Below are 20,658 nucleotides of genomic sequence, written 5' to 3'. Positions count from 1 at the left end.
TCCGGGGCCGCGCGCGCCGCTCACAGGCGGCGCGCGCAGCCCACCGGCCGCTCACCGCCGAGCCGCACGTACAGGTCCGTCGCCGCCGGGCACGACGACCGCCGTTCGACGGCCTCCACCACCCGGTACGCGGGCCGCCGGGCCCCCGAGCCGTCGCACGCGGTCTCCTCGACCCGGCCCCGGCCCGCGCCGCCCAGGCAGTCGCCGACGAGGGTGTACGGCCCGCCGCCGCCCCCGGGATCGCCCGGGTGCGGCGGCCGGAGGTTGCGCATGCAGGCGTAGCCCCGTGGCACCGACCCGTCGCCGTCCTCGTCGGCGGCCGGGTGGTTCTCGGAGACGTGCAGCACGAAGTCGGTGGTGCGGGGGCAGACCGGTCCGTCGGCCGCCGGCCGCCCGTGCCGTGTCAGCACCCGCGCCACCGCTCGGTCGCCGCCGCAGGGAACCTCGCGGAAGTCGCGGCCGCGGGTGGTGCACTCGCCGGCCGCGAGGAAGACCTCGCCGGGGCCGGGGACGGTCTCCCGGCGGCCGGCGTGCGCGTCCCCGCCCGCCGGCCCGCAGTTGGTGGTGAACGCCACCGCCAGCAGCAGGACGCCCACGATTCGTCGCCGAGGCATGCCGGACCCCCGTTCCTCGCGTCCAGCGTGGCCCGCCGTGGCGGGCACACGCCAGACGCGTCGTGGGGGATTGCGCTACGGGTACGTCAGGCCGTAGCCCATCGGATACAGCACCTGGGCCGGGTCGTCCGCGCTCTGGACGGGCACCGGCAGGCGGCCCTCCGGGTGCGCCCGGCCCGCGATGACCCGGGCGGCGGCCCGCAGTTCGACGTCGGTCCAGGAGTAGGTGGCGAGCGTGGCGCGCTGGCCACCGAGGCGGGCGATGTCGTACGGGTTGCGGAGGGAGACGGTGACGACGGGGACTCCCGTGGCCGCGAGCCGGGACACCAGGGTGCGCTGGCTGCTGGTCGCCGAGACGTTGTAGGTGCCCACGATCACGGCGTCCCTGCCGGCCGCGGCGGCCACCGCCTCGTCGATCTTCGTGGCGGTCGGGGCGGTGCCGGTCGGCAGCACCCGGGTGGTGAAGCCGAGTTCGGTGAGAGCGGCGGCCAGGGTGGCGGTCGGCGGGCCGGTCGTCCCGGAGGGGGAGGCGACGTCGGCGCCCACGACGAGCAGGTTCGGCCGGCCGGCGGGGCTGAGCGGGAGCAGTCCGCCCTCGTTGAGCAGCAGGGTGGTGGTCCGCTCGGCGATCCGGTCGGCGGTCGCGAGGTGGCCCCGGGTGCCCACGGTGCGGTCCACGGCGTCGTGGGTGACGTACGGCTCGTGGAAGAGGCCCAGCTTCGCCTTCAGCCGGAGGATGCGGAGAATCGATTCCTCGATCCGGGCCTCGCTGATCTCGCCGTTCCGCACGGCCTCCAGGACGGCGTGGTAGGCCACGGACAGCTTGGGCGGGTTGAGCAGTTGGTCGCAGCCCGCCTTGAGCGCGAGGACGGGGACGCGGTCGTCGCCGTACTTGGTGCGTACGCCCTCCATGCCGAGCGAGTCGGTCACGACGACGCCCGTGTAGCCGAGTTGCTCGCGGAGGATGCCCGTGAGGATGGGGCGGGAGAGGGTGGCGGGGTCCTCGGACGGGTCGAGGGCCGGGACCACGATGTGGGCCGTCATGATCGAGTCGATACCGGCGGCGATGGCGGCCCGGAACGGCGGCGCGTCGAGCGTCCGCCACTGCTCACGGGTGTGGGTGATCGTGGGCAGGCCGTAGTGACTGTCGACGGACGTGTCGCCGTGCCCGGGGAAGTGCTTGGACGTGGCGGCGATGCCCGCCCGCTGGTACCCGCCGACCTGGGCGGCGACCATCCCGGCGACGGCCTGCGGGTCGGCGCCGAAGGAGCGGACGCCGATGACGGGGTTGGCCGGGTTGACGTTGACGTCCGCGACGGGCGCGTAGTTCTGCCGGATGCCCAGCGCGGCCAGCTCGGCGCCGGCCACCCGGGCGGCACGGCGGGCGTCGGCGCGCGAGCCGCCCGCGCCGAGCGCCATGGCCCCGGGCATCAGCGTGGCGGGTTCCCCTATCCGGGCGACGATGCCGTGTTCCTGGTCGGTGGAGATCAGGACCGGTACGGGGGCGGGCCGGTCGAGCGCGGCCCGCTGGATGCCGTTGGACAGGTCGGCGATCTGGTGCGGGTCGCGGGTGTTGTGGGCCCAGGAGAAGTAGATGATGCCGCCGACGTGGTACTTCGCGATGAGCTCGGCGGCGGTACGGACGCCGATCTCCTTGAGGTTGGCGTCGACGTCGGCCTGGTCGGGGGCGGTGGCGGAGTGCCCGTACACCCGCATGACGAAGAGCTGGCCGACCTTCTCCTCCAGGCTCATGCGGGCGATCAGCCGCTTGAGGCGCCGGTCCTCGCCGCTCGCGGCCCCGGCGGGGGTGGTCGTCCCGCCGACGGCGGCCGCCGCGGCCGCGGCGGCGGTGACGGTGAGGAGGGTGCGTCTGGAGGGGGTGGTGGGTGTGGCTCGGTGGTGCATGGTGCTCCTTCCGGCCATCCGGATGAAGGAAACTTCCAAGGAGTCACGCATAGCCGGAAAGTAACTGCCAGGTCAAGGACCCGCGCACACCGCGCCGGGAAACGCGGGACGTACGGCGGCGGGGGGCGGGGGCGCCGGGGCACCCATCGGTTCCGGGGCCGTCTCCGGTTCGCCGCTGCCCGCGCGTGCCTCCTCGATGAGCGCCCGGGCCTTGGCCTCCGCCTGGTCGTACCGCTCCGGGAAGGCCGAGCGCTGCACGCCCTGCGCGACCTGGCCGGCGGTCCACTCCGGGTGGGCGCGGTCGGTCTCGACGGCCCGGGTGAAGAACGACTCGGACGCGTGGCGGACGTCCATGCACTGCTCACGGGTGCCCCAGCCCTGGCTGGGGCGCTGCTGGAAGACGCCGACGGAGTCCAGGTGACCGCACGGGAGGTTGTTCATGTGCGACTCGACCCACCCGGCCTCGAAGCCGGCCAGCATGACCTTGTCGTTCACCCCCAGGTCGGTGCCGACCCGGTACACGACCCTGATCACCTCCGGGTCGTGACCGGACGGCACCACGCAGTCGGCCCTGCCGCCCAGCTCCGTGGCCGGAACGTGGTCCCCGACCGGGGGAGGCTCCACGGGCACCGCCCCGGCGAGCCGCGCCGGCCCGCCCAGCACCCACGCGGCGGCGGCCAGGCCACCGGCGTGCACGAGACTGCGTCTGGACACCATGGGAGCAGTTCCCCTTCCGGGCGACACCGTTCGAGCGCCCGGCCGGTACCCGGGGGCGCACCGACAGGTTCACACCCCATGGGCCCCGGAACGTCCCCATGGGGCGACGTGTCGTCCACGCCCGCCCGAACAGCACATTCCCTAGACGAGCCGGGCCAGGTGCTCCCGTCCCGCCGCGAGCAGGGGCGGGAGGTCGGCCGCGTCCGGGTACCACCGCTTCTCGTACTCCCAGCACGCCCAGCCCTCGCCGCCCAGCGGCGCCAGGCACTCGGCCAGGGGGAGCACCCCGGCGCCGAGCGGCAGCGGCGTGCCGTCCTCGGCCGAGGCGATGTCCTTGACCTGCACGTACCCCAGGTACGGCGCCAGCACCGCGTGCGTCGCCGCCGGGGCCTCGCCCGCCGTCCACGGGTGCATCACGTCCCACAGGGCGCCCACGTGCTTGTGGCCGACCGCCCCCACGATCCGCGCCACGTCCGCGCCCGTGCGGTGCGAGTCATGGGTCTCCACCAGGATGCGCACCCCCAGGTCCGCCCCGATCTCCGCCGCCACGCCCAGCCGCCGGGCCGCCGTCGCGTCCGCCTCCGCCGGGTCCTGGTCGCCGCCGCCCGGGAACACCCGGACGTACGAAGCGCCCAGGTCGGCCGCGAGGTACAGCAGTTGGTGCAGCTCCTCGTACACGGGCTCGTCGTCACCCGCCTGCGCGACCCGCGCGTACCCGGCGACCGTCAGGATCTCGACGCCCGCCCGCGCGAACTCCTCCGCGACCGCCCGCCGTTCGTGCGCCACCAGGCCGGGGTGGACCGGCTCCTCGGGGTGGGCGCGCAGCTCCACGCCCTGGTAGCCGCAGTCCACGGCGAGACGGACGACGTCGGGAACCGGCATCCCGGGGACACCGAGGGTGGAGAAGGCGTACTTCACGGTCGGGAGCTCCTTCGTGCGGGTCGGGTCCGCTCTCACTGCCGTGGAACGTACCCGCACGGCGCTCCGTCATGGCGGATCAGGACCGGGGGCGCCCCGTCGAGGCGCGGACCATCAGTTCCCCGCCGATCGTCGCGATGCCGCCCGGCGGGGGCGCCTCCGTGCCCGTTGCCAGCCGCCCGGCCCGCGCGCCCGCCTCGTGCAGCGGCAGCCGTACGGTCGTGAGGGCGGGCACCGCGTCCACCGAGAACGGCAGGTCGTCGAAGCCCGCGACGGAGACGTCGTCCGGGATGCGCAGCCCCCGCTCGCGCAGTGCGGCGCAGGCGCCCAGCGCCACCGTGTCGTTGGCGGCGACGATCGCCGTCAGGCCCGGCTCGCGCCGCAGCAGCTCCAGCGTCGCGTCGTACCCGGAGCGCCGGTCGTAGGGCCCGTGCACGGTGAGCCGGTCCGGGGCGCCCGCGAGCCCGGCCGCCTCCAGCGCCGCGCGGTGGCCCTCCAGGCGGTGCCGGGTGGTGGTGCGCTCCTCGGGACCGGCGACGTACCCGATGCGCCGGTGGCCCAGTTCGAGCAGATGCTCCGTCAGCCGGCGGGCGCCGCCCCGGTTGTCGAAGGCCAGTGCGGCGGCGGTCGCGTCGCCCGCCGAGGGCACCGGCGGGCGCCCGCACAGCACCACCCGGGTCCCCGCGTCCGCGAGCCGGGCCAGCTTGGCGGCCATGGCCGCGAGGTGGCCGGGGTCCTCCACCGCGCCGCCGGTCAGGACGACGGCCGCCGCGCGCTGGCGCTGGAGCAGGGTCAGGTACGTCAGCTCGCGCTCCGGGGAGCCGCCCGTGTTGCAGACGACGGCCAGCTTCTCGCCGCCCGCCCGGCCCGGCGCGCCCTCGCCGATCGCGGTCTGCGCGGCACCGGCCATGATGCCGAAGAACGGGTCGGCGATGTCGTTGACGAGGATGCCGACCAGGTCCGAGGTGGCGGCGGCGAGCGCGCTGGCGGGGCCGTTGAGCACGTAGTCGAGCTCGTCGACCGCGCGCAGGACCCGCTCCCGGGTGGAGGCGGCGACGGGGTAGTTGCCGTTGAGGACGCGGGAGACGGTGGCCGGGGACACCCGGGCGCGGGCGGCCACGTCGGCCAGGGTGACTGTCATCGCGTTCCTCCGAGGAGAGTCGGGCCGGGCCCTTGTACCGGCCGCTGTCGGCAGGCTAGCGTCATCCCCCGTAGAAAGCGCTTGCTACGACCGTGTCCGGGCAAGACTCCCGTAGCGACGGGGCTACTGGGCCGACCACACATGGAGGACCTTCGTGACACGCAGAACCGTGCGGATCGCCATGAACGGCGTCACGGGGCGGATGGGGTACCGGCAGCACCTGGTGCGCTCCCTCCTCGCGATCCGCGAGCAGGGCGGCCTGGACCTGGGCGACGGGCAGGTCCTGTGGCCCGAGCCGGTGCTCGTCGGCCGCCGCGAACACTCCCTGCGCGCCCTCGCCGACCGCCACGGCCTCACCGAATGGTCCACCGACCTCGACGCGGTCCTCGCCGACGACACCGTCGAGATCTACTTCGACGCCCAGGTCACCTCCGCCCGGGCCGACGCCCTCGCCAGGGCCGTCGCGGCGGGCAAACACGTCTACACCGAGAAGCCGACCGCCACCGACACCGCCGGCGCCCTCCAGCTCGCCCGCGCGGCCCGGGCCGCCGGCATCAAGCACGGCGTCGTCCAGGACAAGCTGTTCCTGCCGGGCCTGCGGAAGCTGAAGCGGCTCGTCGACGGAGGCTTCTTCGGCGAGATCCTCTCCGTACGCGGCGAGTTCGGCTACTGGGTCTTCGAAGGCGACTGGCAGCAGGCCCAGCGCCCCTCGTGGAACTACCGCGCCGAGGACGGCGGCGGGATCGTCGTCGACATGTTCCCTCACTGGGAGTACGTCCTGCACGAGCTGTTCGGCCGGGTGACGAGCGTCAGCGCCCATGTCACCACCCACATCCCGCAGCGCTGGGACGAGGACGGCAAGCCGTACGCCGCCACCGCCGACGACGCCGCGTACGGGATCTTCGAACTGGCCGGCGGCGCAGTCGCGCAGATCAACTCCTCCTGGGCGGTCCGCGTCCACCGCGATGAACTGGTCGAGTTCCAGGTCGACGGCACCCACGGCTCGGCCGTCGCCGGGCTGCGCGGCTGCCGCGTCCAGCACCGCTCGCTCACCCCCAAGCCCGTCTGGAACCCCGACCTGCCCGCCACCCACTCCTTCCGCGACCAGTGGCAGGAGGTCCCCGACAACACCGAGTTCGACAACGGCTTCAAGGCCCAGTGGGAGCTGTTCCTGCGCCACGTCGTCCTCGACGAGCCCTACCACTGGGACCTGCTGGCGGGCGCGCGCGGCGTGCAGCTCGCCGAGCTGGGGCTGAGGTCCTCCGCCGAGGGCCGCCGTCAGGACGTACCGGAGCTGGCGCTGTGACCATCCGGCTCCCGCACGGCACCTACGAACCCCGCACCGAGCCCGCCCCCTTCGGGCCGCCCGGCGCGCCCCTCACCTCCCGCACGGTCTTCGCCGCCGCCCACGTCGTCGCCGACCCGTACGCGGACGTCTCGCCCGACTCCCCGGCGGCCGTCGACTGGGACGCCACCCTCGCCTTCCGCCGCCACCTGTGGGCGCACGGCCTCGGGGTCGCCGAGGCCATGGACACCGCCCAGCGCGGCATGGGCCTGGACTGGGCCTCGGCGGCCGAGCTGATCCGCCGCTCGGCCGCCGAGGCGAAGGCGGCCGGCGGGCGGATCGCGGCGGGTGCCGGCACCGACCAGCTCACCGGCCCGGCGGACCTGGCCGGCGTCCGGGCCGCGTACGAGGAGCAGCTCGCCCTGGTCGAGGAGAGCGGCGCCCAGCCCGTCCTGATGGCCTCCCGCGCGCTCGCGGCGGCCGCCGGCTCCCCCGACGACTACCTGGCCGTCTACGGCCATCTCCTGCGCCAGTGCTCCGGGCCGGTCATCCTCCACTGGCTCGGCCCGATGTTCGACCCGGCCCTGGAGGGCTACTGGGGTTCGGCCGACCTGGACACGGCGACCGACACCTTCCTGAAGGTCGTCGCGGAGCACCCCGGCAGGGTCGACGGCGTCAAGGTCTCCCTGCTGGACGCCCGCCGCGAGGCGGAGCTGCGCCGCCGCCTGCCCGACGGGGTGCGCTGCTACACCGGCGACGACTTCCACTACCCCGAGCTGATCGCGGGCGACGACCACGGCTTCAGCCACGCCCTGCTCGGCGTCTTCGACCCGCTCGCCCCGCCGGCCGCCGAGGCGGTCCGCCGCCTCGACGCCGGCGACACGGCGGGCTTCCGTGCCGTCCTCGACCCGACGGTCGCCCTGGCGCGCCACCTCTTCGCCGCGCCGACCCGCTACTACAAGACGGGCGTGGTGTTCCTGGCCTGGCTGGCCGGCCACCAGGACCACTTCACCATGGTCGGCGGCCTCCAGTCGGCCCGCTCGCTCCCGCACCTGGCGCGGGCGTACGAACTGGCCGACGGACTCGGCCTGTTCCCCGACCCGGCGCTGGCCGAGGCGCGCATGAAGTCCCTGCTCACGGTGTACGGAGTCGACAGGTGAGTCTCACCCGGTTCAGCATCAACCAGATGACGGTCAAACAGCTCACCCTGCCCGAGCTGACCGACGCGTGCGTACGGCTCGGCATCCCGGGCATCGGGCTGTGGCGCGAGCCGGTCCGCGCGTACGGCGTCGAGGCCACCGCCAAGCTGGTGCGCGACGCGGGGCTGACCGTCACCACCCTGTGCCGGGGCGGCTTCTTCACCACCGCCGCCGGCCCGGAGGACAACCGGGCGGCCGTCGACGAGGCGGCGGCCCTCGGCACCGACACCCTGGTCCTGGTCTGTGGCGGCCTGCCGCCCGGGGGGAAGGACCTGCCGGCCGCGCGCTCCCTGATCGCCGACGCGCTCGCCGACCTGGTCCCGTACGCGGCCGGGCGGGGCGTCCGGCTCGCCATCGAGCCCCTCCACCCGATGTACGCGGCCGACCGGTGCGCGGTCTCCACCCTCGACCAGGCCCTCGCCCTGGCCGAGCCCTTCCCCGCCTCCCAGGCAGGCGTCGTCGTCGACACCTACCACGTCTGGTGGGACGACCGGGCCCCGGCGGCGGTCGCCCGCGCCGGCGAGCAGGGCCGCATCCACGCCTTCCAACTGGCCGACTGGACCACCCCCCTGCCTGCCGGTGTCCTGACCGGACGGGGCCGGCTCGGCGACGGCTGCGTCGACCTGCGCGGCTGGCGCGAACGGGTCGACGCGGCCGGCTACAAGGGCCCCATCGAGGTGGAGCTGTTCAACGACGACCTGTGGGCGCGGGACGGCACGGAGGTGCTGGAGGAGACGGTGCGCGACTACGTGCGGCACGTGCTCTGAAATTTTCCGCCCCGCCGGTACAACCCTTGCGGCGTGACGCGTGTCGTACCTGTCGTGCGGGGTCTTCCGGGGGGAATCCGGGGGGATTCGGGGAAGCCCCGCGGGGGGAGCGCGCGGGGCCCGGTCCATGGACCGGGCCCCTTCGTCGTGCCGTGACGGGGTTGTCCACAGGCCCGTACGGACTGTCCGAGGCGCCCGGTAGCGTCGGGGGCATGTCCAACCTGGCAGTGGTCGAAGGGGTCCTGGAGCGGATCACCTACGCCAACGAGGAGAACGGCTACACGGTCGCCCGGGTCGACACCGGGCGCGGCGGCGGGGACCTCCTCACGGTGGTCGGCTCGCTCCTCGGCGCGCAGCCCGGCGAGTCGCTGCGCATGGAGGGGCGCTGGGGCTCCCACCCCCAGTACGGCAAGCAGTTCACGGTGGAGAACTACACGACGGTCCTGCCGGCCACCGTCCAGGGCATCCGCCGCTACCTCGGCTCCGGCCTGATCAAGGGCATCGGGCCGCGCATCGCCGACCGGATCACCGAGCACTTCGGCGTGGAGACGCTCGACGTCATCGAGCGGGAGCCGCAGCGGCTGATCGAGGTGCCGGGGCTCGGGCCGAAGCGGACGAGGATGATCGGCGCCGCGTGGGAGGAGCAGAAGGCGATCAAGGAGGTGATGGTCTTCCTCCAGGGCGTCGGCGTCTCCACCTCCATCGCGGTGCGCATCTACAAGAAGTACGGGGACGCCTCGATCTCCGTGGTGAGGAACCAGCCCTACCGGCTGGCCGCCGACGTGTGGGGCATCGGCTTCCTGACCGCCGACCGGATCGCGCAGGCGGTGGGCATCCCGCACGACAGCCCGGAGCGGGTGAAGGCGGGCCTGCGGTACGCGCTGTCGCAGTCCACCGACCAGGGTCACTGCTTCCTGCCGGAGGAGCAGCTCATCGGGGACGCCGTGAAGCTCCTCCAGGTCGACACGGGCCTGGTCATCGACTGCCTCGCCGAGCTGGTCGCGGACGAGGAGGAGGGCGGTGTGGTCCGGGAGCGGGTGCCGGGCCCCGAGGGGGAGACCGTGACGGCCGTCTATCTGGTGCCCTTCCACCGTGCCGAGGTGTCGCTGGCCGCCCAGCTCCGGCGGCTGCTGCGCACGGAGGAGGACCGGATGCCGGCCTTCCGGGACGTGGCCTGGGACAAGGCGCTGGCCTGGCTCGCCGACCGCACGGGGGCGGAGCTGGCGCCCGAGCAGGAGGAGGCGGTGCGCCTCGCCCTCACCCGGAAGGTCGCCGTGCTGACGGGCGGCCCCGGCTGCGGCAAGTCGTTCACGGTCCGGTCGATCGTGGAGCTGGCCCGCGCCAAGAGGGCCAAGGTGCTCCTGGCGGCGCCCACCGGCCGGGCGGCCAAGCGGCTGGCGGAGCTGACCGGCGCGGAGGCGTCCACCGTGCACCGGCTGCTGGAGCTGAAGCCGGGCGGGGACGCGGCCTACGACCGGGACCGGCCGCTCGACGCCGACCTGGTCGTGGTCGACGAGGCGTCCATGCTGGACCTGCTGCTGGCCAACAAGCTGGTCAAGGCGGTGGCGCCCGGTGCGCACCTGCTGCTGGTGGGGGACGTCGACCAGTTGCCGAGCGTGGGCGCGGGGGAGGTGCTGAGCGACCTGCTGGCACAGGGCGGTCCGGTCCCGGCGGTGCGGCTCACCCGGATCTTCCGCCAGGCGCAGCAGTCCGGAGTGGTCACCAACGCGCACCGGATCAACTCCGGTCAGCAGCCGGTGACGTCGGGGCTGCCGGACTTCTTCCTGTTCGTCACCGAGGACACCGAGGAGGCCGGCCGGCTGACCGTGGACGTCGCCGCCCGCCGCGTACCGGCGAAGTTCGGTCTCGACCCGCGCCGGGACGTGCAGGTCCTGGCGCCGATGCACCGGGGCCCGGCGGGCGCCGGCACGCTCAACGGCCTGCTCCAGCAGGCGGTGACCCCCGCCAGGCCGGACGTCCCGGAGAAGAGGTTCGGCGGCAGGGTCTTCCGCGTCGGCGACAAGGTCACGCAGATTCGCAACAATTACGAGAAGGGGGCGAACGGAGTCTTCAACGGAACGGTCGGCGTGGTCACCACGCTCAGCGTGGAGGAGCAGCGGCTGACGGTGCTGACCGACGAGGACGAGGAGGTGCCGTACGACTTCGACGAGCTGGACGAGCTGGCGCACGCGTACGCCGTGACGATCCACCGCTCCCAGGGCAGCGAGTATCCGGCCGTGGTGATCCCGGTCACCACCGGGGCGTGGATGATGCTCCAGCGCAACCTCCTCTACACGGCCGTGACGCGCGCCAGGAAACTCGTCGTCCTCGTCGGCTCACGCAAAGCGATCGGGCAGGCCGTCCGCACCGTTTCCGCGGGCCGGCGCTTTACCTCACTGCGTCACCGGCTGAAAGGTGAGGTACAGGTGGGAAACATCACCTGAGGATCATCCGGACTTTCGCAACCGGGGCGAAGGGGGCAGGATGAGCAGGTTGACGGCACTGAGTGCCGCCAATTGGCCGAATGGTCGACCCCGAGTGCACTCTGCTGGGCCAAGTGGGGGATGGTAGAGACAGTCAGGGCACCTCGAAGAAGAGGCACTACGTCGGTGAGGGATGACGTGAGCGACAACTCTGTAGTACTGCGGTACGCGGACGGTGAATACACCTACCCGGTGGTCGAGAGCACCGTCGGTGACAAGGGCTTCGACATCGGGAAGCTCCGAGCCCAGACCGGTCTGGTGACCCTGGACAGTGGATACGGCAACACCGCCGCCTACAAATCCGCGATCACCTACCTGGACGGCGAGCAGGGCATCCTGCGGTACCGCGGCTACCCCATCGAGCAGCTCGCCGAGCGCTCCACCTTCCTCGAGGTGGCCTACCTGCTGATCAACGGTGAGCTTCCCAAGGTCGACGAGCTGGCGGCCTTCCGGAACGAGATCACGCAGCACACCCTGCTGCACGAGGACGTCAAGCGCTTCTTCGACGGGTTCCCGCGCGACGCCCACCCGATGGCGATGCTGTCCTCGGTCGTCAGCGCGCTGTCCACGTTCTACCAGGACAGCCACAACCCGTTCGACGAGAAGCAGCGCCACCTCTCGACGATCCGGCTGCTGGCCAAGCTGCCGACGATCGCGGCGTACGCCTACAAGAAGTCGATCGGTCACCCGTTCGTCTACCCGCGCAACGACCTCTCCTACGTCGAGAACTTCCTGCGCATGACCTTCTCGGTCCCGGCCCAGGAGTACGAGCTGGACCCGGTCGTGGTCTCCGCGCTCGACAAGCTGCTGATCCTGCACGCCGACCACGAGCAGAACTGCTCCACCTCGACCGTGCGCCTGGTCGGCTCCTCGCAGGCGAACATGTTCGCCTCGATCTCCGCCGGCATCTCGGCCCTGTGGGGCCCCCTGCACGGTGGCGCCAACCAGTCGGTGCTGGAGATGCTCCAGGGCATCCAGGCCACCGGTGGCGACGTCGACTCCTTCATCCGCAAGGTGAAGAACAAGGAGGACGGCGTCCGCCTGATGGGCTTCGGCCACCGCGTCTACAAGAACTTCGACCCCCGGGCGAAGATCATCAAGGCGGCTGCGCACGACGTCCTCTCGGCGCTCGGCAAGTCCGACGAGCTGCTGGACATCGCGCTGAAGCTGGAGGAGCACGCGCTCGCCGACGACTACTTCGTCTCGCGCAACCTCTACCCGAACGTCGACTTCTACACCGGTCTGATCTACCGGGCCATGGGCTTCCCGACCGAGATGTTCACGGTGCTCTTCGCCCTGGGCCGGCTGCCGGGCTGGATCGCCCAGTGGCACGAGATGATCAAGGAGCCCGGTTCCCGCATCGGCCGCCCGCGCCAGATCTACACGGGCGAGGTCCTGCGCGACTTCGTCCCGGTCGAGAGCCGCTGACGCCCTCCCGCGACAAGCGAGAAGCGCCCCGCCGCCGATCCCCCCACGGGTCGGCGAGCGGGGCGCTTCCCATTTCCCCGGAACGGATTCCCCCCACGGGATCCGGGTCCGGGCGTCTGCCGGGTCGCAGCAGAAGCTCGCGTGCGATCTGCCGGGGTACGTACGTACGGGAGGGCCGCTCAAAGCTCCCCGGTGCACGTGCCCCGGCCAACGCTTGCCTGGGACGTCCCCCAAGACATCCCATGAACGTCCCCCAAGACGTTCGTGGCATCGCCCATTTAGACTCGCGAGCCGTCCAAATGGTTACCCCCAAATATCTGTGATCTAGGTCTCTTTGTGAAGGTCCTGTGAGTCACGTGAAGGTGAAATCACGCGCAGCGACGAGACCCGGGACGGACAGTCACCGCCATAGCGGGCGGAAAGGACACGGCTGGGCCGGGTCACCCCGTCATCACGGGGTGACCCGGCCCAGCCGGGTGTGGTCCTGGTCCGCTCAGGCGCGGCCGGTGAGCTCGTAGCCCGCCTCGTCGACCGCCGCGCGGACCTCGTCCTCGTCCAGCTCGGCCTCGGAGACGACGGTGACCAGCCCGGTGGCGGCGACCGCCGTGACGGAGGTGACACCGGCGATGGCCGAGACCTCCTCGGTCACGGCTCCCTCGCAGTGGCCGCAGGTCATGCCCTTGACCGTGTACACCGTGGTGATGCCGCCGGTCGCGACATCCGCCGCGCCGTCGTGGCAGGAGCCGGTGGGCGAGCAGCAGGAGCCGGTGGCCTGGGGAAGCTCGGTCCTCGTCTCGGCGGTCATGGTGTTCTCCCTTGCGGTCGTCGGTCGTGGTGCCGCAGGGGCGCCCGGCGTCCCTCGGGCGGGGCGTGGCGTCCCGGCGTACCCGACTGTATACCCCTAGGGGGTATCAACGCCACTGGCGTGGCCGAACGGAACGGTCTGTGGACGTCCATGGTGCACGGCCCACTCGCGGGCCAGGACGGACATGGTCAGCGAGTCGATCCACGCTCCCTCGTGCAGCAGGGCCTCCCGCTCCACGCCCTCCCGCACGAAGCCGACCTTCTCGTAGACCCGTATTGCCCGCGGATTGAAGGCGAAGACGCCGAGGGAGACCCGGTTCAGGCCGAGCCGCTCGAAGCCGTACCCGAGGAACAGGCGGATCGCCTCGGTCCCCAGTCCCCGGCCCCGGCCCCGGGGGCCGACCAGGGTGCGGAAGTTGCAGCGGCGGTTGGGCTCGTCCCACTCGTTGAAGACCAGCTCGCCCACCAGTTCCCCGGAGGCCCGGTCGATCAGGGCCAGGTCGAGCCGGTCCGGCTGTTCGCCCCGGGAGCCGTACCAGGAACGCAGGTGGTCCAGGGAGAGGGGCGGTTCGTCGGCGGGGATGCCGGTGAACGTCACCACCTCCGGGTCGCCGAGGATGTCCGCGAACGCGGAGGCGTCCTCCTCGGTGACCGGCCGCAGCAGCACGGTGTCCCCGGTGAGGGTGGGTTTGACGGAGAAGTCGCTCATCCGGCGATCTTCGGCGGACCCCGGTGGACGGGCAACGAATTTACGCGTCCGGCCCCGTACCCGACGGTGTACGGGGCCGGTGTGCCCGGCGGTGCCGGGGCCTCAGTCCGCCCGGCCGCGGTTCCCTGGCCGGTTGGCCACCCAGACGCGGATGGTGTCCGGGTACCAGTAGGGCTTCCCGCCCTCGACGTGGTCGGGCTTCGGCAGCAGGCCGTGCTTGCGGTACGACCGGACCGTGTCCGGCTGCACCCGGATGTGCGCGGCGATCTCCTTGTACGACCAGAGTCTTGTGTCCGTCATCATGGGCAACACCTCCCTGCGCGCGCCACGGCGGCGGTCCGGGAGGACCGTCAGGGGGAGCCGCGGCGCACGCGCCGGCGATCACTGGGCCTGTGCCCGTTGAACGACACGGGGTGAGGGCCGGGAAGGGCCTGTGGGACGGCTGTGACGGAAGGCCCGCGTAACGGAGACATGTGTGACACGGCGGGGACGGCTGTGACACGGGAGCCCGGTGCGGCCCCGCGTTCTCAGCGCTGGATCTCGAGCCGCGCCCTCTCGTCCGGCGTCGCGATGTCCCAGAAGCGGGCGATGCCCCGCGCGTTGCGGTAGGCGCCCGTGCCGCCGGTGACGGCCATGTCGAGGGAGGGCGCGCCCTTCGTCCACAGCGACTGGAGCGTCAGGGACCCCTGCTCCACCTCCATGGTGATCACGCACTGCGACGTGACGTCCTCGCCCTTCACGTGGATGACCTGGCAGGAACCGCCCCCGCGCCCGACCTCGCGCCCGTCCTTCACGGCCGTGCCGGAGTAGACGTCCATGTCGCCCAGGCTCGGCCCCGCCGGGCCGTGGTCGACGGCCGTGTACTGCTCGTTGCGCACCTTGAGTTCGAGGACCTCGACGCGTCCCTTCGCCGGGGTGCCGGCGCCGGCGCTGCCGCCGGCCCACCATCCGGCCGCGACCACCGCGGCGAGCGATGCGGCGGTGAACCTCCTGCTGATGGCGACCATGGCTGCTGCTCCTCCCGTTGTGTTTCCGTCACCAGTACGACGGAACGGGCGGGCGGAATGTGAGGCCTTGGAGGTCAGGCCCCGCAGGAGCGCAGGAAGCGGCGGGTGCGGGCGGCGATGGGGAAGGGCTTGTCCGGGGCGCAGGGGTACATGTCCTGCTCGACGATGGCGAAGAGGTCGACGTCCAGGGCCTGGGCGGCCGCGAGGACGGGCTCCAGGGCGGGGACGCCGGCGGGAGGTTCGCACATGACGCCGCGTGCCACGGCCGGGCCGAACGGGGTGCCCTCGGCGACGACCTGGGCGAGGACCTCGGGGTCGACCTGCTTGAGGTGCAGATAGCCGATGCGTTCCCCGTAGGTCTCGATCAGCCGGACGCTGTCGCCGCCGCAGTAGGCGTAGTGCCCGGTGTCCAGGCAGAGGGCGACGAGGTCCGGGTCGGTGGCGTCGAGGAAGCGGGCGACGTTGGCCTCGCTGTCGATGTGGGTGTCGGCGTGCGGGTGGACGACGACGCGCAGTCCGAAGCGGTCCCGCACCTCGGCGCCGAGGCGTTCGGTCAGACGGGCGAGGTCGCGCCACTGCGCGGCCGTCAGCTCGCGGTCCTCCAGGACCTCTCCGGTCCTGTCGTCGCGCCAGAAGGACGGGATGACGACGAGGTGGCCGGCGCCCATGGCGCGGGCGAGGCCCGCGTTCTCCGCGACGTGCGCCCAGGTCCTCTCCCACACGGCCTCGCCGTGGTGCAGCCCGGTGAACACCGTGCCCGCCGAGACCTTCAGGCCGCGGCGGGCGGTCTCCTCGGTGAGCCGGGCCGGGTCGGTGGGGAGGTAGCCGTACGGGCCCAGCTCGATCCACTCGTACCCCGCCTCGGCCACCTCGTCGAGGAAGCGCCGCCAGGGGACCTGCCGCGGGTCGTCGGGGAACCACACGCCCCATGAGTCGGGGGCGGAGCCGATCCGGATGCGGGACAGCGGGTGCGGTGACAGCGGCGTCATGGGGGCCAGCTTGGTCATGGGCCGAGCAGGCCGTCAAGAGTTGGTCAGAATGTCAGGACAAAATGTTGACAGGCTTTCCGGTGGGGACTAGACCTGACCACGGTGCCGACGCGAAGGGGACATGGATGGCGACCGATCCGTACGACCTCATCACCATGGGGCGCATCGGGGTGGACCTCTACCCGCTCCAGACCGGCGTACCGCTCGCCCGGGTCGAGACGTTCGGCAAGTTCCTCGGCGGCTCCGCCGCCAACGTGGCGGTCGCCGCCGCCCGGCTCGGGCGCCGCGCCGCGCTGATCACCCGCACGGGCGCCGACCCGTTCGGCGACTACCTGCGCCAGGAGCTGCGCGCCTTCGGGGTGGACGACCGGTGGGTGACGCCGGCCGGGGCGTACCCGACGCCTCTCACGTTCTGCGAGATCTTCCCGCCCGACGACTTCCCGCTCTACTTCTACCGCCAGCCCAAAGCCCCGGATTTGGAGATCCACGAGCACGAGCTGGACCTGGCCGCCCTCGCCGCCGCCCGCGTCTTCTGGATGACCGGCACCGGGCTGTCCGCCGAGCCGAGCCGCACCGCCACGCTGGCCGCCCTCGCGCACCGGGCGAAACGTGGCACCACCGTCTTCGACCTCGACTGGCGCCCCATGTTCTGGACCGGCGCCGACACCGCCCGGCCCCACTACCGCGACGCGCTCCGGCACGCCACCGTCGCCGTCGGGAACCTCGACGAGTGCGAGATCGCCACCGGTGAGCGCGAGCCGTACGCCGCCGCCCGCGCCCTCCTCGCCCTGGGCGTGCGCCTCGCCGTGGTCAAACAGGGGCCCAAGGGCGTCCTCGCCATGACCGCCGACGGCGACACCGCCGACGTGCCGCCCGTCCCCGTCGAGGTCGTCAACGGCCTGGGCGCCGGTGACGCGTTCGGGGGAGCCCTGTGCCACGGGCTGCTCGCCGGCTGGGACCTGGAGCGGACCGTGCGGTACGCCAACGCGGCCGGCGCCATCGTCGCCTCCCGCCTCGCCTGCTCCTCCGCGATGCCGTTCCCCGACGAGGTGGAACGGACGCTCACGACCGGCGGCACGCCGTGACCGTCGACCTCGCGCACCTCGTCGCGGTGCGCACCCGGCACCCGGAGGCCGTCGCCGAGGCGGCCGCCCGCCGCGGGCGCCGGACGCTGCTCGGCCCGTCCGGCCGGCTGATGATCGTGGCCGCCGACCACCCGGCCCGGGGCGCCCTCGCCGTCGGGGACCGGCCGCTCGCCATGGCGAACCGCCTCGACCTGCTGGAACGGCTCTGCCTGGCGCTCTCCCGCCCCGGCGTGGACGGGGTCCTCGCCACCGCCGACATCCTGGACGACCTGCTCCTCCTCGGCGCCCTGGAGGACAAGGTCGTCATGGGCTCGATGAACCGCGGCGGTCTCGCGGGCGCCGCGTTCGAGCTGGACGACCGGTTCACCGGCCACCGCCCCGAGGACCTGGCCCGCATGGGCTTCGACGCCGGCAAGCTCCTGCTGCGCATCGACCACACCGACCCCGGCTCCCTCACCACCCTCACCACGGCCGCGCGCACCATCGACGCCATGGCCGCGCGGCGGCTCCCCGTCTTCGTCGAGCCGTTCCTCTCCCGCCGCGACCCGGTGGACGGCCGCGTGCACAACGACCTGAGCCCCGACGCGGTGACCACTTCGCTCGCCATCGCCTCCGGGCTCGCCGGGACCTCCGCGTACACCTGGCTCAAGGTGCCCGTCACCGACGACCCCGACGACATGGCGCGGGTCATGCAGACCACGACCCTCCCCGCCGTGCTCCTCGGCGGGGACGTGGGACCGGACCCGGACACGGCGTACGAGAGGTGGCGGGCGGCCCTGCGGCTGCCCACCGTCCAGGGGCTGGTGGCGGGCCGCTCCCTGCTCTATCCGGCGGACGGCGATGTCGCCGCCGCCGTCGACACGGCCGTCGGCCTGCTCTGAGGACCTGTGGAAAGGGGTACGGAGGGATCATGACCGGACAGCAGCTCCACCTGCCGGGCGGCCGGACCGCCCGGGGACCCTACGCCCTGCGGATCGACCCCGGGGAGGCGGGCTGGTCCCACTGCGCGCTGCGCGTCCTGGAGCTTCCTCCCGGCGCGTCCCACCCCTTCGCCACCGGCGACAGTGAATGGGTCGTGCTTCCCCTCACCGGCGGCTGTACGGTGCAGGTGGACGGCGAGTTCCTCGAACTGCTCGGCCGGGAAAGCGTGTTCAGCGGCGTCACCGACTTCGCGTACCTACCGCGTGACGCCCACGCCCAGATCGCCTCCGGCGCGGGAGGCCGCTTCGCCCTGGCAGGAGCGAGGTGCGAGCGACGACTCCCCGCTCGCTACGGCCCCGCGCCGGAGGTACCGGTCGAGGCGCGCGGCAGCGGCGTCTGCGCCCGCGAGGTGCACAACTTCGCCGCCGCCGACACCTTCGACTGCGACCGGCTCATCGCCGTGGAGGTCCTCACCCCCGGCGGCAACTGGTCCTCCTACCCGCCCCACAAGCACGACGAGCACCTCCCGGGCGAGGAGGCGGAGCTGGAGGAGATCTACTACTTCGAGATCGAGGGCGGCGGAGTGGGCTACCAGCGCGTGTCCCCGTCCCGCCCGGGCGGCGCCGACGTCCTTGCGGAGGTCCGCAGCGGCGACGCCGTCCTCGTACCGGACGGCTGGCACGGCCCGTCCATCGCCACCCCCGGCCACACCATGTACTACCTGAACGTCATGGCGGGGCCGGGCGACGAACGGGAGTGGAAGATCCGCTTCCACCCCGACCACCGCACGGAGGGATACCGATGAGCACCCGACGGCTCACCACCGCCCAGGCACTCGTCGCGTTCCTGGCCCGCCAGTACACCGAACGCGACGGGCAGCGCCACCGCCTCATCAACGCCACCTGGGGCATCTTCGGCCACGGCAACGTGGCCGGCATCGGCCAGGCCCTCGTCGAGCACGGCCCGGACATGCCGTTCCTCCAGGGCCGCAACGAACAGGCCATGGTGCACGCCGCCGTGGGCTACGCCCGGCAGTCCAACCGCCTGTCCGCCCACGCCGTGACCACCTCCATCGGACCCGGCGCCACCAACCTGGTCACCGGCGCCGCCCTGGCCACCATCAACCACCTCCCCGTGCTGCTGCTGCCCGGCGACACCTTCGCGACCCGGCCCGCCGACCCGGTCCTCCAGCAGCTCGAGGTGCCCCACGCCGGGGACGTGTCCGTCAACGACACCCTCCGCCCCGTGTCCCGGTACTTCGACCGGATCACCCGCCCCGAGGCGCTCGTCCCCGCCGCGCTCGCCGCCATGCGGGTGCTCACCGACCCCGCCACGACCGGCGCGGTCACGCTCGCGCTCCCGCAGGACGTGCAGGCCGAGGCCCACGACTGGCCGGAGGAGTTCTTCGCCGAACGCGTCTGGCGGGTGCGCCGCCCGCGGCCCGACACGGCCGAACTGGACGCCGCCGTCCGGGCGGTCACGGCGGCCGAACGGCCCCTGATCGTCGCGGGCGGCGGCGTCCACCACAGCCGCGCCGAGGCCGCCCTGCACGCCCTCGCCGCCGCGACCGGCATCCCCGTCGCCTCCACCCAGGCGGGCAAGGGCGCCCTGCGCCACGACCACCCGGCCGACGTCGGCGGCATCGGCCACACCGGCACCACCACCGCCAACCGACTCGCCCGCACCGCCGACCTGGTCATCGGCGTCGGTACCCGCTACACCGACTTCACCACCGCGTCCGCGACGCTCTTCGCCCACCCCGGCGTCCGCTTCGTCAACCTCAACATCACCGGCTTCGACGCCCACAAGATGGCCGCCCTGCCGCTGGTCGCCGACGCCCGGGAGGGCCTGGAACACCTCTTCGAAGCCCTCCAGGGGTACACCGTCCCCGCCCACTACCAGATCGAGTACCACGAGGAGCGGACCCGCTGGGAGGCCCGCGTCACCTCCGCGTTCACCCCCGCCGGCGACGACGCCCGCCCCACCCAGGCCCAGGTCCTCGGCGCACTCGACACCCTGGTCGGCGGCGACGACATCCTGATCAACGCCGCCGGCTCCCTCCCCGGGGACCTGCACGGGCTCTGGCGGCCCCGCTCCCACGACCAGTACCACGTCGAGTACGGCTACTCCTGCATGGGCTACGAGATCCCCGCCGCCATCGGCGCCGCCCTCGCCGCCCCCGGCCGCCCGGTCTGGGCCCTCGTCGGCGACGGTACGTACCTGATGAATCCCACCGAGATCGTCACCGCCGTGCAGGAGAACGTCCCCATCAAGGTCGTCGTCCTCCAGAACCACGGCTACGCCTCCATCGGCGGCCTCTCCGCCTCCGTGGGAGCCGAGCGGTTCGGCACCGCCTACCGCCACCGGGCCCCCGACGGCACCTACACCGGCGACCCGCTGCCGGTCGACCTCGCCGCCAACGCGGCCAGCCTCGGCATGCGCGTCCTGCGCGCCCACACCGTCCGTGACCTGCGAGAAGCCCTCGCCGAAGCCCGTGCGGCGACCGTCCCCACATGTGTCTACACCGAGACCGAAACGCCAGACACAGTGTCGGGCCCGCCCGCATCCGAGGCATGGTGGGATGTGCCCGTGGCCGAGACCGCGACCCGCACGGCGGCGGTCAGGGCCCGCGAGGAGTACGACCGGCAAGTCGCAGCCCGACGCCGCCATCTGTGAAGGAGCTTTT

The 20,658-nt window shown here is 72.9% G+C and carries 19 protein-coding genes; 9 read left to right on the top strand and 10 right to left on the bottom strand.

Going from position 1 to position 20,658, the window contains the following annotated elements; translation table 11 throughout:
• Window positions 1–20: 20 nt before the first annotated feature.
• The 5 genes from E2B92_RS16020 to E2B92_RS16000 all read right to left on the bottom strand — a co-directional run bounded on the left by E2B92_RS16020 (window position 21) and on the right by E2B92_RS16000 (window position 5,295).
• Window positions 21–614: a hypothetical protein gene (locus E2B92_RS16020; RefSeq protein WP_126885437.1), complete on the bottom strand. Its 594-nt coding sequence runs from the start codon at window positions 612–614 to the stop codon at window positions 21–23.
• Between the two features lie 75 nt (window positions 615–689).
• Window positions 690–2,519, bottom strand: a complete 1,830-nt coding sequence (locus E2B92_RS16015; protein WP_126885438.1) for a glycoside hydrolase family 3 protein — start codon at window positions 2,517–2,519, stop codon at window positions 690–692.
• A gap of 72 nt (window positions 2,520–2,591) precedes the next feature.
• Entirely contained in the window at window positions 2,592–3,236 is a 645-nt protein-coding gene (locus E2B92_RS16010; RefSeq protein ID WP_126885439.1) for a hypothetical protein, read from the bottom strand.
• A gap of 141 nt (window positions 3,237–3,377) precedes the next feature.
• Window positions 3,378–4,154 carry a sugar phosphate isomerase/epimerase family protein gene (locus E2B92_RS16005; protein ID WP_126885440.1) on the bottom strand — a complete coding sequence of 259 codons (777 nt, stop codon included), beginning with the start codon at window positions 4,152–4,154 and terminating at the stop codon, window positions 3,378–3,380.
• Between the two features lie 79 nt (window positions 4,155–4,233).
• On the bottom strand, window positions 4,234–5,295 hold the full coding sequence (locus E2B92_RS16000; RefSeq protein WP_126885441.1) for a LacI family DNA-binding transcriptional regulator: 1,062 nt from the start codon (window positions 5,293–5,295) through the stop codon (window positions 4,234–4,236).
• Between the two features lie 154 nt (window positions 5,296–5,449).
• On the opposite strand from E2B92_RS16000, the gene E2B92_RS15995 reads away from it, so the two are divergent.
• From E2B92_RS15995 to E2B92_RS15975, 5 genes are all read left to right on the top strand, one after another.
• Window positions 5,450–6,601, top strand: coding sequence for a Gfo/Idh/MocA family protein (locus E2B92_RS15995; protein ID WP_126885442.1), 1,152 nt, complete (start codon window positions 5,450–5,452; stop codon window positions 6,599–6,601).
• A complete protein-coding gene (locus E2B92_RS15990) occupies window positions 6,598–7,740 on the top strand; it encodes a dihydrodipicolinate synthase family protein (protein WP_126885443.1) in 1,143 nt (380 codons plus the stop codon). Before E2B92_RS15995 ends, E2B92_RS15990 begins: the two co-directional genes overlap by 4 nt.
• Window positions 7,741–7,766: 26 nt before the next feature.
• Entirely contained in the window at window positions 7,767–8,546 is a 780-nt protein-coding gene (locus E2B92_RS15985; RefSeq protein ID WP_126885447.1) for a sugar phosphate isomerase/epimerase family protein, read from the top strand.
• Between the two features lie 212 nt (window positions 8,547–8,758).
• Window positions 8,759–10,990: an SF1B family DNA helicase RecD2 gene (gene recD2 / locus E2B92_RS15980; RefSeq protein ID WP_126886270.1), complete on the top strand. Its 2,232-nt coding sequence runs from the start codon at window positions 8,759–8,761 to the stop codon at window positions 10,988–10,990.
• 177 nt (window positions 10,991–11,167) lie between these two features.
• Window positions 11,168–12,457 (top strand): citrate synthase, encoded by a 1,290-nt coding sequence (locus tag E2B92_RS15975; protein ID WP_126886268.1) that lies wholly within the window; start codon window positions 11,168–11,170, stop codon window positions 12,455–12,457.
• A 493-nt stretch (window positions 12,458–12,950) separates the two neighbouring features.
• Here E2B92_RS15975 and E2B92_RS15970 read toward each other — a convergent pair whose 3' ends face one another.
• The 5 genes from E2B92_RS15970 to E2B92_RS15950 form a co-directional block, all read right to left on the bottom strand.
• A complete protein-coding gene (locus E2B92_RS15970; protein ID WP_126886267.1) occupies window positions 12,951–13,262 on the bottom strand; it encodes a heavy-metal-associated domain-containing protein in 312 nt (103 codons plus the stop codon).
• A 96-nt stretch (window positions 13,263–13,358) separates the two neighbouring features.
• Entirely contained in the window at window positions 13,359–13,970 is a 612-nt protein-coding gene (locus E2B92_RS15965; RefSeq protein WP_126886265.1) for a GNAT family N-acetyltransferase, read from the bottom strand.
• 102 nt (window positions 13,971–14,072) lie between these two features.
• Window positions 14,073–14,270, bottom strand: a complete 198-nt coding sequence (locus E2B92_RS15960; RefSeq protein ID WP_126886273.1) for a helix-turn-helix transcriptional regulator — start codon at window positions 14,268–14,270, stop codon at window positions 14,073–14,075.
• 227 nt (window positions 14,271–14,497) lie between these two features.
• The gene (locus tag E2B92_RS15955; protein WP_126886263.1) at window positions 14,498–14,977 is read right to left on the bottom strand and encodes an allene oxide cyclase barrel-like domain-containing protein; all 480 of its coding nucleotides are present in this window, start codon (window positions 14,975–14,977) and stop codon (window positions 14,498–14,500) included.
• A gap of 74 nt (window positions 14,978–15,051) precedes the next feature.
• Window positions 15,052–15,966 (bottom strand): sugar phosphate isomerase/epimerase family protein, encoded by a 915-nt coding sequence (locus E2B92_RS15950; RefSeq protein ID WP_185923625.1) that lies wholly within the window; start codon window positions 15,964–15,966, stop codon window positions 15,052–15,054.
• 125 nt (window positions 15,967–16,091) lie between these two features.
• Between E2B92_RS15950 and iolC the strand changes: the two genes are divergently transcribed.
• From iolC to iolD, 4 genes are read left to right on the top strand one after another with little or no spacing between them, the layout of a single operon-like run.
• Window positions 16,092–17,051 carry a 5-dehydro-2-deoxygluconokinase gene (iolC, locus tag E2B92_RS15945; RefSeq protein ID WP_126886260.1) on the top strand — a complete coding sequence of 320 codons (960 nt, stop codon included), beginning with the start codon at window positions 16,092–16,094 and terminating at the stop codon, window positions 17,049–17,051.
• Entirely contained in the window at window positions 17,048–17,932 is an 885-nt protein-coding gene (locus E2B92_RS15940; protein ID WP_126886258.1) for a Cgl0159 family (beta/alpha)8-fold protein, read from the top strand. The genes iolC and E2B92_RS15940 overlap by 4 nt, the downstream gene beginning before the upstream one ends.
• 29 nt (window positions 17,933–17,961) lie before the next feature.
• The gene (gene iolB / locus E2B92_RS15935; RefSeq protein WP_126886256.1) at window positions 17,962–18,777 is read left to right on the top strand and encodes a 5-deoxy-glucuronate isomerase; all 816 of its coding nucleotides are present in this window, start codon (window positions 17,962–17,964) and stop codon (window positions 18,775–18,777) included.
• Window positions 18,774–20,648: a 3D-(3,5/4)-trihydroxycyclohexane-1,2-dione acylhydrolase (decyclizing) gene (gene iolD / locus E2B92_RS15930; RefSeq protein ID WP_126886254.1), complete on the top strand. Its 1,875-nt coding sequence runs from the start codon at window positions 18,774–18,776 to the stop codon at window positions 20,646–20,648. Before iolB ends, iolD begins: the two co-directional genes overlap by 4 nt.
• The last annotated feature ends 10 nt before the right edge of the window (window positions 20,649–20,658 follow it).

The sequence above is a fragment of the Streptomyces sp. WAC05374 genome (assembly GCF_004353505.1).
Lineage (GTDB): Bacteria > Actinomycetota > Actinomycetes > Streptomycetales > Streptomycetaceae > Streptomyces.
This window is presented reverse-complemented; position numbering and strand designations above follow the sequence as displayed.

What these genes read in the sequence shown, in the direction of transcription:
- E2B92_RS16000 (WP_126885441.1), bottom strand. Translation starts at nt 5,295, where the DNA reads ATGACAGTCACCCTGGCCGACGTGGCCGCCCGCGCCCGGGTGTCCCCG.
- E2B92_RS16015 (WP_126885438.1), bottom strand. Translation starts at nt 2,519, where the DNA reads ATGCACCACCGAGCCACACCCACCACCCCCTCCAGACGCACCCTCCTC.
- iolC (WP_126886260.1), top strand. Translation starts at nt 16,092, where the DNA reads ATGGCGACCGATCCGTACGACCTCATCACCATGGGGCGCATCGGGGTG.
- E2B92_RS15955 (WP_126886263.1), bottom strand. Translation starts at nt 14,977, where the DNA reads ATGGTCGCCATCAGCAGGAGGTTCACCGCCGCATCGCTCGCCGCGGTG.
- E2B92_RS15950 (WP_185923625.1), bottom strand. Translation starts at nt 15,966, where the DNA reads ATGACGCCGCTGTCACCGCACCCGCTGTCCCGCATCCGGATCGGCTCC.
- iolB (WP_126886256.1), top strand. Translation starts at nt 17,962, where the DNA reads ATGACCGGACAGCAGCTCCACCTGCCGGGCGGCCGGACCGCCCGGGGA.
- E2B92_RS15960 (WP_126886273.1), bottom strand. Translation starts at nt 14,270, where the DNA reads ATGACGGACACAAGACTCTGGTCGTACAAGGAGATCGCCGCGCACATC.
- E2B92_RS15985 (WP_126885447.1), top strand. Translation starts at nt 7,767, where the DNA reads ATGACGGTCAAACAGCTCACCCTGCCCGAGCTGACCGACGCGTGCGTA.
- E2B92_RS15965 (WP_126886265.1), bottom strand. Translation starts at nt 13,970, where the DNA reads ATGAGCGACTTCTCCGTCAAACCCACCCTCACCGGGGACACCGTGCTG.
- E2B92_RS16020 (WP_126885437.1), bottom strand. Translation starts at nt 614, where the DNA reads ATGCCTCGGCGACGAATCGTGGGCGTCCTGCTGCTGGCGGTGGCGTTC.
- iolD (WP_126886254.1), top strand. Translation starts at nt 18,774, where the DNA reads ATGAGCACCCGACGGCTCACCACCGCCCAGGCACTCGTCGCGTTCCTG.
- E2B92_RS16010 (WP_126885439.1), bottom strand. Translation starts at nt 3,236, where the DNA reads ATGGTGTCCAGACGCAGTCTCGTGCACGCCGGTGGCCTGGCCGCCGCC.
- recD2 (WP_126886270.1), top strand. Translation starts at nt 8,759, where the DNA reads ATGTCCAACCTGGCAGTGGTCGAAGGGGTCCTGGAGCGGATCACCTAC.
- E2B92_RS15970 (WP_126886267.1), bottom strand. Translation starts at nt 13,262, where the DNA reads ATGACCGCCGAGACGAGGACCGAGCTTCCCCAGGCCACCGGCTCCTGC.